Source organism: Acinetobacter sp. ANC 3813 (genome assembly GCF_002135435.1).
In the GTDB taxonomy this organism is placed as follows: Bacteria; Pseudomonadota; Gammaproteobacteria; order Pseudomonadales; family Moraxellaceae; genus Acinetobacter.
In genome coordinates this window covers 248,826-264,356 of record NZ_NEGK01000004.1, presented here as the reverse complement: position 1 = coordinate 264,356, position 15,531 = coordinate 248,826, and the positions used below count along the sequence as shown (strand labels likewise).

Genomic DNA, 15,531 nt, shown 5'->3' with positions numbered 1-15,531 from the left:
ATCAGTTTGGTGAACAGCATCTTGTTTACAATGTAAACGTGTGTATATTGCAAATTATATTGAAGTGTATCTCTTGGATTTTAAAGGGATACAGCCAGTCTAATAAAGGGGCACTCCATGAGCCAAGAAGAAAAGTTACCTAAAATTTTAATCGTTGAAGATGACGAACGTCTTGCACGCTTAACGCAAGAGTACTTAATCCGTAATGGACTTGAAGTCGGGGTAGAGCCGGACGGCAACCGCGCCATCCGCCGCATTATCGCAGAGCAGCCAGATATGGTTGTATTGGATGTGATGCTTCCGGGTGCAGATGGCTTAACCATTTGCCGTGAAGTTCGTCCGCACTATCATCAGCCTATTTTAATGCTGACTGCGCGTACTGAAGATATGGATCAGGTGCTGGGCCTAGAAATGGGCGCAGACGATTATGTTGCCAAACCTGTTCAGCCGCGCGTACTGCTGGCGCGTATCCGCGCATTGCTTCGCCGCACAGACAAAGCGCCTGAAGATGAAGTTGCGCAGCGTATTGAGTTTGATGATTTAGTGATCGATAATGGCGGCCGTTCAGTGACCCTGAACAATGAGCTGGTAGATTTCACAAGCGCAGAATATGACTTGCTGTGGCTGCTGGCATCTAATGCGGGCCGCATTTTGTCGCGTGAAGATATTTTTGAGCGTCTGCGCGGCATTGAATATGACGGTCAAGACCGCTCGATTGATGTGCGTATTTCGCGTATCCGTCCAAAAATCGGTGACGATCCAGAAAATCCAAAACGTATCAAAACTGTTCGCAGCAAAGGCTATCTGTTTGTAAAAGAGACCAATGGCCTCTAATGTGTGATGCCTTTCTTCCCGGTTTGAATTTAGGACATGCTTAATTGTTAAAGCACAGTATTTTTTTGCGCATTTATGCAGGGCTGGTCATCTTAGTCGTCTTGGTGGCTTTGTTCGGCTATTTGCTGGTGCAAATTATCAATTATCAGCGTGCGCAGGAATACCGTGAGTCATTGACTGACGGCATGGCCTATATCATCAGTGAAGGGATTGCCCGTCAGCCCAATGAACAGCAGCGCATGGATTGGATTTCCGATGCATCCAACCTGCTGGAATTGCCGATTTACTATGTTAAATCTGAAAAGGTTGATTTAACCCGCGCAGAAGCCAGACGCATTGAAGAGCGTAAAGGCGTTGTGCGCTGGGATGCGCAAACCAATGTGGCTTATATCATTATTGGTTTGAAAGATGACGCCAGTCATTTGCTGTACATCAAAGCGGAAAATATTACAGAGCGGCAAATGAAAGCGCTGCCTGTTTTTGTTCTGGATTATCTGGTGTATTACCCTGGGCAGGAAAAAGAGTATCTGGAAAAAATCCAGCATTACTTTTCATATCCAATGGAAATTGTGGATGTAAAAAGCCTGCCTTTGGATTCAGAGCAGATCGGCCGTTTAAGGCTGGACCACAGCATTATCCTGTATCGTGACAGTGCTTCAGTGCGCGGTACAACCATCTCTATTGTGTCGCCTATTCCAAGCTCTACATCAGACGTGCTGGTGATGGGGCCTGTGCCGCTGTTTAATTGGATGCCGTTCCAATTGGCTGCAGGCATTACCTTGCTCAGTCTGTTTGTGCTGAGTCTTGGGGTGTACGGTTTGCTGGTGCCGATGCAACGTAAGCTGCGCGCAGTAAACTATGCATTGAATAAGATGAAAACCGGCGACATGTCTGTGCGCCTGCCGATCGAAAGTACCGATGAAATGGGATCTTTAGCATCCAGCTATAACTCCATGTCTGATCATATTCAGCGCCTGATTGAGGCGCAGCGGGAGCTGATGCGCGCAGTATCGCATGAGCTGCGCACGCCTGTTGCCCGAATCCGTTTCGGCATGGAAATGATGGCGGATGAAGACGATTATGAATACCGTCAGCATCAGGTCGAGCAGATTGATAAAGATATCGAAGCTTTAAATAATTTGATTGATGAAATCATGACCTACGCCAAGCTGGAGCAGGGCACACCGTCATTGGACATTGAGCAAATTATTCTGTTTGAAGTGCTGGATCAGGTGGTCATTGAAACCGAAGCGCTGAAAACGGGCAAAACACTTGAACTTCAAGCGCCGTCAATCACTGTGGTGGTGGATGCGGAGCGCCGCTATTTGCATCGCGTGGTGCAGAATCTGGTGGGCAATGCAGTGCGCTACTGTGAAGATAAGGTCCTTGTGAGCGGCGGTATTGATGTATTTGGCAATGCCTATATTTCGGTTGAAGATGATGGCCCAGGGATTCCAGAAGATGAGCGCAGCCGTGTGTTTGATGCCTTTACTCGTCTGGATGACAGCCGAACCCGCGCGTCGGGCGGTTATGGTCTAGGTCTGTCTATTGTCAGCCGTATTGCCTATTGGTTTGGCGGCACAGTAACGGTTGATGCAAGTCCTGCTTTGGGCGGCGCACGTTTTATTATGAAATGGCCAGCGACCCGCTTTAAAGACAGTAAGCGCAAAAATTTAGATGTGAATAAAGACAGCGATGCTGAGTAATCAATTTAAGCGCTGCGCAGTGATGTGCGGATCATAAAATAATAAAAAAGCCATTCAAGTGAATGGCTTTTTTATTATCAAGTTCTTACGCTATTCATGCTGTGTTGCATCTGGCGCAATGACGGTTTTGCCGTTTTTTAAGCTTTCAAGCGCGTTGGAGTTAAAGTCAATGAGCAAAGAATTATTTTTAGCATCAATGCTGTAACGGCTAATCAGCTTTTCGTCGCCGTTCAAGGTTTCTACCTTGTATTCATCAGCAATATTCATAATGCCATCCAGATTGGTGGTGGCGGATGCTTTGTCGTGGCGGAACAATTCGTAGATGTCACGCAAATCAAAAATCGCATTATCTGCATCGGGATGTTTCGCAATATAATTTTCGATGTGACGGATAATGAGCTGGGCAAACAAAAAATAGTCAGGTTTATGCGTAAACTCTAAGTTCATGTATTGCTCCTTTATTGTAGTGATTTGATTGTTTTATCTAGAAATAGCATAATTTTTTTTAAATGCAGATAGATCATTCAAATTTGCTGCAAAAAAATACAAATGCCGATCTGTGGCGTGCGCCGGTCAGGCAAAATTTAAAAAATCGAGTAGGAGAATAGATAATTGGTTTGAAGCGCGAATAAGGCGTGAGATGTAATTTTTACAATCCTATATTCTGTTAAATTATCATAATATGAAAATCTTATTGAAAATTTAAATAAGGTTTGAATATTTAAAAACAAGTTCATCGCTGGCTGATACTCGTTCACTGAAATTGTTTTTTTGGTACTTTTGCTGGATAAAAAATTACAAAATTTATAAAAATAATCACAACTTGAATGTTTATTTAATAAAGCGATGGAGTTGATGGGAATACGGCTTTAGTCGAGTCTGAAACTGAAAATGTCTAAAAAATCATCCCAAAGACTAAGGCTTATAAGCTAGCAAGATACATCATCAATCAGGTACAATTGGCGGGATTAATTTTGTGTTTGGTGTATTTGAAGGCCAATACATGCATTCTTTGTTAATAAATTAGGCCTGCCAGGAGTTATCCCCGCATGAGTGCCATTACTCCATACGATTGGGCAATTATTGCCTTCGTGATCGGCGTTACATTTCTATGCGTCTTTATGCTTACTGTCCCGTTACTCCTTGGGGGTAAGTCGTGGGGCCGTGCTAAGCAAGAGCAGTTTGAGTCAGGTGTTGTAGGCGCAGGCGGAGCGCGTATCCGTTTGTCTGCTAAGTTCTATTTGGTTGCAATTTTCTTCGTCGTTTTTGATATCGAAGCGCTGTATCTTTATGCATGGTCTACATCTGTGCGCGAAGCAGGCTGGTTCGGTTTTACGACTGTAGTGATTTTTGTGGTCGATTTATTGATTGCATTGATTTACGCAGTGAAAGTCGGCGCATTGAATTGGGCGCCAACAGACCGCCGCAAAGCTGCTGGTAAAGAAGTGAAAATTGGTTCACCTGCAATGAATATTGCTGACATTACCCGTTTTAACTCAATTGAAGAATTGGTAGTTGACCCTACTGGTCAAATTCCAGCTCAATCATCTGGCCGTGTGAAATCATCTGCGGCTGCATCATCTGATAAGGAGTAACCCGGGAATGAAATATACATTAACCCGTGCGAATCCGGATGCTGATCAATATCCGCTTCAAGAGCGTCAAATCGTTACAGATCCGCTTGAAGAAGAAGTGAATAAAAATGTATTCATGACTCGTTTAGAGGACTTGATGCATACAGCAGTAAACTGGGGCCGTAAAAACTCAGTTTGGCCGTTTAACTTTGGTACATCTTGCTGCTACGTAGAGTATGCAACAACCCTAACAGGTGTGCATGACTTGTCGCGTTTCGGCGCCGAAGTAATCCGTGCTTCACCGCGTCAGGCCGATGTCATGATTGTTGCGGGTACCTGCTTCATGAAAATGGCGCCTGTAATTCAGCGTTTGTACGAGCAGATGCTTGAGCCGAAATGGGTTATTTCCATGGGCGCATGCGCAAACTCAGGCGGTATGTACGACATTTACTCTGTTGTGCAAGGCGTAGACAAAATCATTCCTGTGGATGTGTACATTCCAGGCTGTCCGCCGCGTCCTGAAGCATTGATTCAAGCATTGATGTTATTGCAAGACCAAATTCAATTAGAGCGCCGCCCGTTGTCTGCGGTTATCGGTGATGATCTTAAGCCAGTGTATAAGCCAAAGATGCAGCCGGAACGCGACCGCAAGCAAGCACAGCGTATTGCTGTGAAAAACCTGCGCTCTATGGATGAAATTAAATAATTTAAACGGCAAATGTTTGATACACCCGGTCTGGGTGTAATTGTCGTTTAGGTTGACTGAATTTGTATTAAATAGGAAGCCAAGCCAATGGCTGAAACTGAAATTGCTATGCCAGAATCAACTCCCGTTGATTCACGCCCAGCATTTGCAATTGTAGAAGAGCTCAAAACCAAATTTGGTGAGAACTTCTACGTGCAAACGACTTTTGAAGACTTTCCGACAGTCTGGGTTGAGCGCGCACGTGTGCAAGAAGTTTTAATGTTCTTGCGCAAGGTGTCACGTCCATACGTGATGCTGTTCGACTTGTCTGCAGTAGATGAGCGCCTGCGTACTCACCGTGACGGTCTGCCTGCGTCAGACTTCACTGTGTTTTATCACTTGCTGTCGCTAGAGCGCAACAGTGATATCCGTATCAAAGTTGCATTAAGCGAGAATGATGCAAATATTCCGACTGCAACGAATATTTGGCCAAATGCCAACTGGTACGAACGTGAAGCTTATGACATGTTCGGCATCAATTTCGAAGGGCATCCAATGCTCCGCCGTATTTTGCTGCCAACCTACTGGGAAGGTCACCCGCTTCGTAAAGAATATTCTGCGCGTGCAACTGAATATACGCCGTATATGCAGAACCAAGCGAAACAGGACTACGAGCAGGAACATCTGCGTTTCGTACCTGAAGATTGGGGCATGAAACGCGGCAATGATGACGAAGACTTCATGTTCCTAAACTTAGGTCCTAACCATCCATCTGCGCACGGTGCATTCCGTGTGATCCTGCAGCTGGACGGTGAAGAAGTGAAGGACTGTGTACCTGACATCGGCTATCACCACCGCGGCGTGGAAAAAATGGCTGAACGTCAAACATGGCACTCATTCATTCCGTATACAGACCGTGTCGACTACTTGGGCGGCTGTGCGCAAAACATGCCTTATGTGATGGGTGTGGAGCAAATGGCGGGCATTACTGTTCCTGACCGTGCGCAATGTATCCGTGTCATGATGTCTGAATTGTTCCGCATCAATAACCACTTGCTGTTCATTGGTACTGCGATTCAGGATGCCGGCGGTATGACGCCAGTCTTCTATATGTTCGCCGACCGTCAAAAAATCTATGACGCGATTGAAGCGATCACTGGCTACCGTATGCACCCAGCATGGTTCCGTATTGGCGGTACCGCGCATGACTTGCCTAATGGCTGGGACAAGCTGATCCGTGAAATTCTGGATTGGATGCCGGGCCGTCTGAAAGAGTACTACACTGCAGCGCTGAAAAACTCAGTGTTTATTGGCCGTACCCGCAACGTTGCGCAATACGATGCGAAATCTGCATTGGCTTGGGGTGTAACAGGTACTGGTCTTCGTGCTACAGGTATCGACTTTGACGTACGTAAATACCGTCCTTACAGCGGCTACGAAAACTACGACTTTGATGTGCCTTTAGAGTACGAAGGCGATGCTTATGCACGTGTGATTGTGCATTTCCGTGAAATTGAAGAATCACTGAAAATCGTGAAGCAATGTTTAGACAACATGCCTTCCGGCGCATACAAAGCAGACCATCCGCTGGCTGTTCCACCGCCTAAAGATAAAACTTTACAAGACATCGAAACATTGATTACGCACTTCTTGAGCGTTTCATGGGGTCCTGTAATGCCAGCAGGCGAAAGCTCTGTAATGGCGGAAGTGGTAAAAGGCGCGTCGAACTACTACTTGACTTCAGACAAGTCAACGATGAGTTACCGTACCCGTATCCGTACACCAACCTTCACGCATTTACAGCAAATGCCTTCTGTAATTAACGGCAGCTTAATGTCTGACTTAATCATTTATTTAGCGACAATTGACGTCGTAATGGCTGACGTGGATCGCTAAGGGGTAAACGCATTATGATGATTTTGACTGACAAAAAACCGCGTGTGAATGTTGAAGGGATTTTAACTTCGGAAGAAATCCACGATATCGAACATCACATCGAGCATTATCCGTACCCGCGCGCAGCATGTTTGGACGCTTTAAAATGCGTTCAGCGCCGCAACGGCTGGGTAGATGATGCGCAAATGAATGCAATCGCGCAAATGCTGAGCATGAGCCTTGCAGACCTTGAAGGTGTGGCAACATTCTACAACCGTATTTACCGTCAACCTGTTGGACGCCATGTCATTTTACTTTGTGACTCGATTGCGTGCTTCCTAATGGGCGCAGAAACTTTAGCTGAAGCATTCCAGCGTGAACTTGGCATCCAGTTCGGTCAAACGACTGTGGATGGCCGCTTCACTTTGCTTCCAATCTGCTGCTTAGGGAACTGCGACAAAGGCCCAACGTTGATGATTGATGAAGACACTCACGGTCTGGTTGAAGTGACATCAATTAAACAGTTATTGGAGAAGTATGTATGAATACTGAACCAAAACCAATTTATGGCGACGGTAATCCAGAAACTCACCCGCTGACTTGGCGTTTGAGTAAACAGGAAAGCGTTCGCAGCGCAGATGATTACGAAGCACTTGAAGGTTATGCTGGCTTTAAAAAAGCACTTGGCATGCAACCAAAAGAAGTCTTGGAAGTCATTAAAGCAGCGACTGTAAAAGGCCGTGGCGGCGCAGGTTTCCCAGCGGGCATTAAATGGTCGCTGATGGCGCCAAATGATGGCGGTCCACGCTACCTGATCTGCAACGCTGATGAAATGGAACCGGGTACTTTCAAAGACCGTTTGCTGATGGAAAAACTTCCTCATCAATTGATCGAAGGTATGCTGATTGCAGGCTATACCCTTGAAGCGACTCAAGGCTATATCTTCATCCGCGGCGAATATATCGAAGCTGCTGGCTACTTAAATGAAGCATTAGAGCAGATCCGTGCTAAAGGCTACTTAGGTGAAAATATCCTCGGTACTGGCTGGAACTTCGAAATGCACGTGCATACAGGCGCTGGCCGTTATATCTGCGGTGAAGAAACTGCATTGATTAACTCGCTTGAAGGCCGCCGTGCAAACCCGCGTACGAAGCCGCCATTCCCGCAAGTTGCAGGTGCATGGGGCCGTCCTACGATTGTAAACAACGTAGAAACGTACAATAACTTACCCGCAATCATGCTTCGCGGTCCTGAGTGGTATGTTGGCTTGTCAGCTGGCAAATCAAAAGATCCAGGCACGAAAATCTATGGCGCTTCAGGTAAAGTGAAATACCCAGGCCTTTGGGAGCTTCCATTTGGTACAACTGCGCGTGAAGTGATTGAAGATCATGCGGGCGGTATGCGTGATGGCTTAACGCTAAAAGCATGGCTTCCAGGTGGTGCATCAACTGACTTCTTGGCTGCTGAACACATTGACTTACCGATGGATGCCGAGAGCATCATGAAAGCAGGCTCACGTTTAGGTACGTGTTTGCTGATGGTGGTTGATGAAACGCAATGTATGGTTTCAGCGACGCGTAACTTAGAAGAATTCTTTGCACGCGAATCATGCGGTTTCTGTACACCTTGCCGTGACGGTTTGCCTTGGGCAGTTAAAGCGCTGAAATCGCTGGAAGATGGCACAGGTAAGAAAGAAGATATCGACCACTTGCAAGAACTGACTCGCAAGCTTTGGATTGGTAAGACTTTCTGTGCGCATGCTCCAGGTGCGATGGAACCGTTAATGGGCGCACTTAAATATTTCCGTGGCGAATTTGAAGCAAAAGTAGTGAATGCTGCTGCTCAAGTTAGCAACGCAGAACAAGCTTAAGGAATTCGACTATGGCTACAATTCATGTCGATGGAAAATCGTATGAAGTCAACGGCTCAGAGAACTTGCTGCAAGCATGTTTAAGCCTTGGCATTGACATCCCATACTTTTGTTGGCATCCGTCCTTAGGTTCTGTCGGCTCTTGCCGTCAATGTGCTGTAACTCAATACGCGAATCCTGAAGATACTCGCGGCCGTTTAGTTATGTCATGTATGACGCCTGCATCTGACAATACCTACATTTCAGTTGAAGACAATGAAGCCAAAGATTTCCGTGCTTCGATTGTTGAATTCTTGATGACCAACCACCCGCACGACTGTCCAGTCTGTGAAGAGGGTGGTCACTGTCATTTACAAGATATGACTGTGATGACGCAGCACGACCGTCGTCGCTATCGTTTCACAAAACGTACGCATTACAACCAAGAGCTAGGCTCATTCATTTCACACGAAATGAACCGTTGTATCGCATGCTACCGTTGTGTTCGTTACTACAAAGACTATGCTGGCGGTACGGACTTTGGCGTGTATGCAAGCGCGTCACGCGTTTACTTTGGTCGTCCAGAATCAGGTACTTTAGAATCTGAATTCTCTGGCAACTTGACTGAAGTCTGTCCTACAGGTGTATTCACCGACAAAACTCACTCAGAACGCTACAACCGTAAATGGGACATGCAGTATGCACCAAGCGTATGCCAAGGCTGTTCTTCAGGCTGTAACATTTCTCCGGGTGAACGTTATGGTGAGCTTCGCCGTGTCGAAAACCGTTTCAATGGTGACGTGAACCAATATTTCCTTTGCGACAAAGGTCGTTTCGGAACAGGTTATGTGAACCGTGAAGACCGTCCGCGTCAGCCGCAATTCCGCAATGGTGCAGCTGTAGAAACTGTTTCAGTAGATACTGCTTTAGATACAGTGATTGCAAAAATCCAAGGCAAAAAAGTTTTGGGTATCGGTTCGCCGCGCGCTTCACTTGAGTCGAACTTCGCGCTTCGCGAGTTGGTTGGTCAAGACAACTTCTCTACTGGCCTGTCTCAAAAAGAGCAGAACTTGGTTGAGTTGGCTGCGTCTATCATGCAAACAGAGGGTGTATACAACCCGACAATGCGTGAAATTGAAGGCTATGATGCGGTTCTCATCTTGGGTGAAGACTTAACGCAAACTGCGCCTCGTATGGCTCTGTCTGTTCGCCAAGCTGCGAAAAACAAAGCCAAAGAAATGGCTGCAGAGAAGCGTACTCAAGACTGGCTGGCAGAACCTTTGCAGCGTATTGCGCAAGATGCGAAATCTCCGATTTACATCTTGGCTGCGACACAAACACGTTTAGCTGACGTTGCTGCAGGTGAAGTTGTTGCATCTCCTAACGACATCGCGCGTTTAGGCTTTGCCGTTGCTGCTGGTGTGAAAGGTGAGGCGATTCTTGGTTTGGATGATGATGCGAAAGCATTTGCACAAACCATTGCTGATACTTTGAAAGCGGCTAAAAAACCATTGATCATTTCAGGTACTAGCTTGCAAGACGCTGCCATTATGGAAGCGGCTGCACAAGTAGCTCAGAACCTGGGTTCAAATGCAGGCTTGACATTGACTGTTCCTGAAGTGAACTCAATGGGCTTGGCAATTCTAGGCGGTCAAAGCTTAGAACAGGCATTTGCGCAAGACTTTGACACGATTGTTGTGGTGGAAAATGACTTGTACCGCCGTTTACCGGCTGCTCAAGTAAATGCTGCGCTTTCAGGCAAAGACGTAATTGTTTTAGATCACTCTGAAACTGAAACTGTGAAAAAAGCGGATATCGTACTTTCTGCTGCTTCATTTGCTGAAGGCGATGGTACTGTCGTATCGCAAGAAGGCCGTGCACAGCGTTTCTACCAAGTGTATGACCCAAGCTATTACAAACCTGAACTTGCGATTAAAGAATCTTGGCGCTGGCTGCATGCCATTGAAACTGGCGTGAAGGGCAAAGCGATTTATTGGACATTGCTGGATGACGTGATTGAGTCAGTTGCGAAAAACGTACCTGCGCTTGAAGCGATTCAAGATGTTGCGCCAAATGCGGGCTTCCGTGTACATGGCTTGAAAGTTGCGCGTGAACCGCGCCGTTATTCTGGCCGTACAGCAATGCGCGCGCCGCTGTCTATTCACGAGCCTAAACAGCCAGTGGATGCGGATTCTGCATTAACGTTCTCAATGGAAGGTTATGTGGGCAGCGAAACACCATCTCCGCTGGTTCCATTTGCATGGTCAGCTGGCTGGAACTCTCCGCAAGCTTGGAACAAATTCCAAGACAACGTGGGCGGCCATTTGAAAGGCGGTGACTCAGGTATCCGTTTATTCGACCGTTTGCCTAAACGTCCAGTACGCACATTTGTTGCGCCTGCGACAGTTGTGGTCAACCCAGACAGTTTCCGCCTTGTGCCAATGCATCACATCTTCGCTTCTGGCGAATTTACAGTGAAAACACCTGCGATGGAAACACGTATTCCTGATGCAGTATTTGCTGTGGGTGAGCAGGATGCAGCGCGTCTGAATGTCCAAGACGGTCAAAAAATTACTGTCAAAGCCGGTGAAACTTCAATCGTGCTTCCAGTTCAAGTGATTGAGTATTTACCTACAGGTTATATTGGCTACCCAGTTGGCATCGCGCCGACGGTATCTCTTGCTGAGCCTGTTTCAGTCGCGGTAGGAGTGTAATTCATGGAACAAGAATTAATACGTCAAACACCGCTGTGGGCTGAGAACTGGCCAATTGCCTATTCTGTGCTGCAAGCGGTTGTTATCTTATTGGCGGTTGTCCTGATTGCTGCATTAATGTCGTTCATTGAGCGCCGTTTGCTTGCGTTATGGCAAGACCGTTACGGTCCGAACCGTGTAGGTCCGGGCGGTATGTTCCAGATTGTTGCCGACATGCTGAAAATCATGTTCAAAGAAGACTGGACACCAAAATTTGCCGACAAGCTGACTTTCCGTCTAGCGCCAGCAGTTGCGATGGCAACCGCTGTACTGTCGTTCATGGTTATTCCGGTATCGCCTTATATGGGTGTATCGGACATGAGCATCGGCTTATTGTTCTTTATGGCAATGGCAGGCATCGCGGTTTATGCGGTACTGTTCGGCGGCTGGTCTTCAAACAACAAATATGCCTTATTAGGCGGCTTGCGTTCTGCGGCTCAAACCATTTCTTATGAAGTGTTCTTGGGTATTTCACTGATGGGTGTGGTGGCAATTGCCGGTTCATTCAACATGCGTGAAATTGTAGAAGCGCAAAAAGATTGCTGGTTTGTCATTCCTCAATTCTTAGGTTTCTTAATCTTTGTGGTTGCGGGTGTTGCGGTTACTCACCGTCATCCATTTGACCAACCCGAAGCAGAGCAAGAATTGGCTGAAGGTTACCATGTAGAATACGGCGGCATGAAATGGGGGATGTTCTTCGTTGCGGAATACGTCAACGTTGTACTGATTTCTGCTCTGATCGTAACTCTATTCTTTGGTGGCTGGTTAGCGCCATTCAACCTTGAAATTCCGTATGTTCCAGCAGCATTCTGGTTCATTATCAAAACAGCATTCTTTGTAATGATGTTTGTCTTAGCGCGCGGCTCTTTGATGCGTCCACGCTATGACCAAGTAATGAATTTTGGCTGGAAAATTTGCTTGCCATTGGCGTTGGTCAACTTATTAGTGACTGGTGCTGTGATTCTGATGAATCAGGCCTAAGACAGCAGGGAGAACAAAATGTTTAAGTTTCTAGCTGGATTTGGGTCAATTGTACGTTCACTGTGGATGGTTTTCTCACATGTGACACGTAAACGTGACACCATTTTATATCCGGAAGTACCAGCCGAAGATATCGTACCGCCGCGTTTCCGTGGCCGTATCGTGTTGACACGCGACCCAGATGGCGAAGAGCGCTGCGTCGCATGTAACCTTTGTGCCGTTGCATGTCCTGTGGGCTGTATTTCACTGCAAAAAGCAGAAAAAGAAGATGGACGCTGGTATCCGGAATTTTTCCGTATCAACTTTTCACGCTGCATTTTCTGCGGTATGTGTGAAGAAGCATGTCCAACGACTGCGATTCAGATGACACCAGATTTCGAGCTGTCAGAATACGTTCGTCAAGACCTTGTGTATGAGAAAGAACACTTACTTATCTCAGGTCCTGGTAAATACCCTGATTATAACTTCTACCGTGTAACCGGTATGGCAGTTACAGGTAAAGACAAAGGTCAAGCGCAACGTGAAAGCGCGCCTGTTGATGTACGGAGTCTATTACCATGATGTGGCCGTTTTATTTGATGGCGCTCGTGGCCATCGTCTCTACGATTCGTGTTGTGACCAATACGAATCCAGTACACGCTTTATTAAGCCTGATTGTTTCATTGCTTGCTGTTGCCGGCATTTTCATGATCGTGGGTGCGCCGTTTGCTGGCGCGCTTGAGATCATTGTTTATGCAGGCGCAATCATGGTGCTTTTCGTATTCGTGGTGATGATGCTGAACCTCGGCCATCAAACTGTGGAACAGGAAAGCAAATGGCTAACTTCATCTGCGTGGGCTTATCCTGCGCTGATGAGCTTCCTGATGGGCCTTGTGCTGGTTTGGATGCTCAGCTCAGATTACACCAAAGCTTCTTTGGTGATGGGCACTGAAGTTGTCGGCCCTAAAGCTGTGGGTACAACACTCTTTACTCAGTACTTATTATTGGTCGAAGTTGCTGCGATGTTATTGCTGGGCGCACTTGTCGCTGCATTCCATCTGGGCAAACGTGAACCAGGTGCAGAAGAGGACAAAGAATAATGGGCAACATCCCTTTAGAACATGGCTTGATCGTTGCAACCATTCTTTTTGCACTGGGTTTTTACGGTGTAATGGTTCGACGCAATTTACTTTTTATTTTGATGAGCCTTGAAATCATGATGAACGCTGCTGCTTTAGCGTTCGTTTTGGCTGGCAGCGCATGGGCGCAGCCGGATGGCCAAATCATGTTCATCCTGATCTTAACGCTTGCTGCGGCAGAGGCTTGTATCGGTCTTGCTATCGTCCTTCAGTTCTATCATCGCTTCCATCATTTGGATGTGGATGCTGCTAGTGAGATGCGCGGATGAGCTATTTATATTTAACAGTATTATTTCCGCTCATTGGTTTTATCCTTTTAGCAGCGGGACGCAACAATCTTTCTGAGAAAGTTGCAGCGATTATTGGTGCAGGTTCAGTCGGTCTTTCTGCTTTATTTGCACTGATTGCTGGCTTGGACTTCGTTAATAATGGTTCTGTGGCAACCACACAGCATTTATGGACTTGGTTCAATGTAGGCGGTTTAGCGCCAGGCTTCTCGCTTCACCTTGACGGCTTATCATTATTGATGATGGGCATGGTCACAGGTGTGGGTTTTTTAATTCACATCTTCGCGACATGGTACATGCGCGGTGAAGAAGACTTTGCGCGTTTCTTCTCATATTTCAACCTGTTTGTAACAAGCATGCTGCTGCTGGTTCTAGGCGATAACTTAGCGTTATTGTTCTTGGGCTGGGAAGGCGTAGGCCTTTGTTCATACCTGTTGATCGGCTATTACTACCAAAACCCTGCAAACGGTTTTGCTGCGATTAAAGCATTTACAGTGACCCGTGTGGGTGACGTATTCCTGCTGATTGCATTGTTCTTAATCTACCAGCAGTTTGGTACTTTAAACATTGCAGAAGTGGTTGCCGCAGCGCCAACGGTTTTGGCTGAAAGCTCTTCAATTGCGATCTGGACTGCTTTAATGCTGTTCTTGGGCGCAGCGGGTAAATCTGCACAGATTCCTTTGCAAACTTGGCTGGCAGATGCGATGGCTGGTCCTACACCAGTATCTGCATTGATCCACGCAGCGACAATGGTCACGGCAGGTGTTTACCTGTGCAGCCGTATGTTCAGCGTATTCGAGCAAGCGCCTGAGGTAATGCTGTTTATCTCTATTACTGGTGCTGTAACGCTGTTGGTTGCAGGTTTTGCTGCGCTTGTGCAAACAGACATCAAACGTATTTTGGCTTACTCAACCATGAGTCAGCTGGGCTACATGTTTATGGCTGTGGGTGCAGAAGCTTACCAAGCTGGCCTGTTCCACATGCTGACTCACGCATTCTTCAAGGCATTATTATTCTTGTCTTCTGGTGCGGTTATTCTGGCTTACCACCACGAACAAAACATTTTCAAAATGGGCGGCCTGTTCTATAAGAACAAATTCCTGTTTGCTTGTTTCGCGATTGGCGGCGGCGCATTGGCTGCAATCCCATTCATCACCATCGGCTTCTTTTCAAAAGATGCGATTTTGGGTGCGGTATGGGTAAAAGGCCAAGCGATTGCTGTATATGACTGCTTGTACTGGGCTGGTGTAGCAGGTGCGTTCTTAACTTCAATTTATACATTCCGTCTAATCTGGGTTGTATTCTTTGGCAAAGAAAACACGCCTTACCATGAAATTAAAGGCATCACATACTGGGGCCCATTGGCGGTTCTTGCAGTATTGTCTACTGGTTTAGCTTATGTATTAAAAGCGCCAGTAACAAACATTTTAAATGCTGCTCAAATCCCTGCGTTTAATGTTCCTGAAGCTTTAGTACACGGCATGCACAGTGCTGAATACACAGCTGTAGGCATCGCGCTTGCAGGTCTGGTGATTGGCGTTATTCTGTTTGCTTTTGCTTACGGTGCTGTTAAAGCATTTGCTAAAACTGCGCTGGGTGCAGGCCTTGCGAATATCTGCCGCAATGCGCTTGGTTTTGATGCGCTGTATGACATCGTATTTGTGAAGCCATATTTACTGATTGCGAAAATTTTAGGCCGTGATCCGATTGACGGTATGTGGCTTGTGCTTCCTGCGCTGGTTAAAGGCGGACACAGCTTTACAAGTTCACGTCAAACAGGTTCATTGCGTGAATACGCATCAAGTATGGCGCTGGGTACAGTAGTCTTGCTGATGATCTTGATCGTGATTCAGGTTGTGGGGAAATAAA

General features: G+C 46.5%; 14 protein-coding genes. 13 read left to right on the top strand and 1 reads right to left on the bottom strand.

Going from position 1 to position 15,531, the window contains the following annotated elements; all coding sequences use genetic code 11:
* Window positions 1-117 precede the first annotated feature (117 nt).
* Together bfmR and bfmS are read left to right on the top strand one after the other, a co-directional pair.
* Complete coding sequence (gene bfmR / locus B9T34_RS08180; RefSeq protein ID WP_086212666.1) at window positions 118-834, top strand: response regulator transcription factor BfmR; 717 nt, start codon at window positions 118-120, stop codon at window positions 832-834.
* 44 nt (window positions 835-878) lie between these two features.
* Complete coding sequence (bfmS, locus tag B9T34_RS08175) at window positions 879-2,540, top strand: sensor histidine kinase BfmS (protein WP_086212665.1); 1,662 nt, start codon at window positions 879-881, stop codon at window positions 2,538-2,540.
* A 90-nt stretch (window positions 2,541-2,630) separates the two neighbouring features.
* Here bfmS and B9T34_RS08170 read toward each other — a convergent pair whose 3' ends face one another.
* Window positions 2,631-2,987 (bottom strand): hypothetical protein, encoded by a 357-nt coding sequence (locus B9T34_RS08170; protein WP_086212664.1) that lies wholly within the window; start codon window positions 2,985-2,987, stop codon window positions 2,631-2,633.
* Between the two features lie 602 nt (window positions 2,988-3,589).
* Here B9T34_RS08170 and ndhC point away from each other — a divergent pair.
* The 11 genes from ndhC (at window position 3,590) to nuoL (ending at window position 15,530) form a co-directional block, all read left to right on the top strand.
* Window positions 3,590-4,135 (top strand): NADH-quinone oxidoreductase subunit A, encoded by a 546-nt coding sequence (ndhC, locus tag B9T34_RS08165; protein ID WP_086212663.1) that lies wholly within the window; start codon window positions 3,590-3,592, stop codon window positions 4,133-4,135.
* A 7-nt stretch (window positions 4,136-4,142) separates the two neighbouring features.
* Window positions 4,143-4,820, top strand: a complete 678-nt coding sequence (locus B9T34_RS08160) for a NuoB/complex I 20 kDa subunit family protein (RefSeq protein ID WP_086212662.1) — start codon at window positions 4,143-4,145, stop codon at window positions 4,818-4,820.
* Window positions 4,821-4,907: 87 nt separating this feature from the next.
* Complete coding sequence (nuoC, locus tag B9T34_RS08155) at window positions 4,908-6,695, top strand: NADH-quinone oxidoreductase subunit C/D (protein ID WP_086212661.1); 1,788 nt, start codon at window positions 4,908-4,910, stop codon at window positions 6,693-6,695.
* Between the two features lie 14 nt (window positions 6,696-6,709).
* The gene (gene nuoE, locus B9T34_RS08150) at window positions 6,710-7,219 is read left to right on the top strand and encodes an NADH-quinone oxidoreductase subunit NuoE (RefSeq protein ID WP_086212660.1); all 510 of its coding nucleotides are present in this window, start codon (window positions 6,710-6,712) and stop codon (window positions 7,217-7,219) included.
* A complete protein-coding gene (nuoF, locus tag B9T34_RS08145; protein WP_086212659.1) occupies window positions 7,216-8,544 on the top strand; it encodes an NADH-quinone oxidoreductase subunit NuoF in 1,329 nt (442 codons plus the stop codon). The genes nuoE and nuoF overlap by 4 nt, the downstream gene beginning before the upstream one ends.
* 11 nt (window positions 8,545-8,555) lie before the next feature.
* Complete coding sequence (gene nuoG / locus B9T34_RS08140; RefSeq protein ID WP_086212658.1) at window positions 8,556-11,237, top strand: NADH-quinone oxidoreductase subunit NuoG; 2,682 nt, start codon at window positions 8,556-8,558, stop codon at window positions 11,235-11,237.
* A 3-nt stretch (window positions 11,238-11,240) separates the two neighbouring features.
* Window positions 11,241-12,257: an NADH-quinone oxidoreductase subunit NuoH gene (gene nuoH, locus B9T34_RS08135; RefSeq protein WP_086212657.1), complete on the top strand. Its 1,017-nt coding sequence runs from the start codon at window positions 11,241-11,243 to the stop codon at window positions 12,255-12,257.
* 18 nt (window positions 12,258-12,275) lie between these two features.
* Window positions 12,276-12,818: an NADH-quinone oxidoreductase subunit NuoI gene (nuoI, locus tag B9T34_RS08130; protein ID WP_086212656.1), complete on the top strand. Its 543-nt coding sequence runs from the start codon at window positions 12,276-12,278 to the stop codon at window positions 12,816-12,818.
* Window positions 12,818-13,336 carry an NADH-quinone oxidoreductase subunit J gene (gene nuoJ, locus B9T34_RS08125; protein ID WP_171265165.1) on the top strand — a complete coding sequence of 173 codons (519 nt, stop codon included), beginning with the start codon at window positions 12,818-12,820 and terminating at the stop codon, window positions 13,334-13,336. Before nuoI ends, nuoJ begins: the two co-directional genes overlap by 1 nt.
* Window positions 13,336-13,644 carry an NADH-quinone oxidoreductase subunit NuoK gene (nuoK, locus tag B9T34_RS08120; protein WP_005007970.1) on the top strand — a complete coding sequence of 103 codons (309 nt, stop codon included), beginning with the start codon at window positions 13,336-13,338 and terminating at the stop codon, window positions 13,642-13,644. The genes nuoJ and nuoK overlap by 1 nt, the downstream gene beginning before the upstream one ends.
* Window positions 13,641-15,530, top strand: coding sequence for an NADH-quinone oxidoreductase subunit L (gene nuoL / locus B9T34_RS08115; protein ID WP_086212654.1), 1,890 nt, complete (start codon window positions 13,641-13,643; stop codon window positions 15,528-15,530). Before nuoK ends, nuoL begins: the two co-directional genes overlap by 4 nt.
* Window position 15,531: the final 1 nt, after the last annotated feature.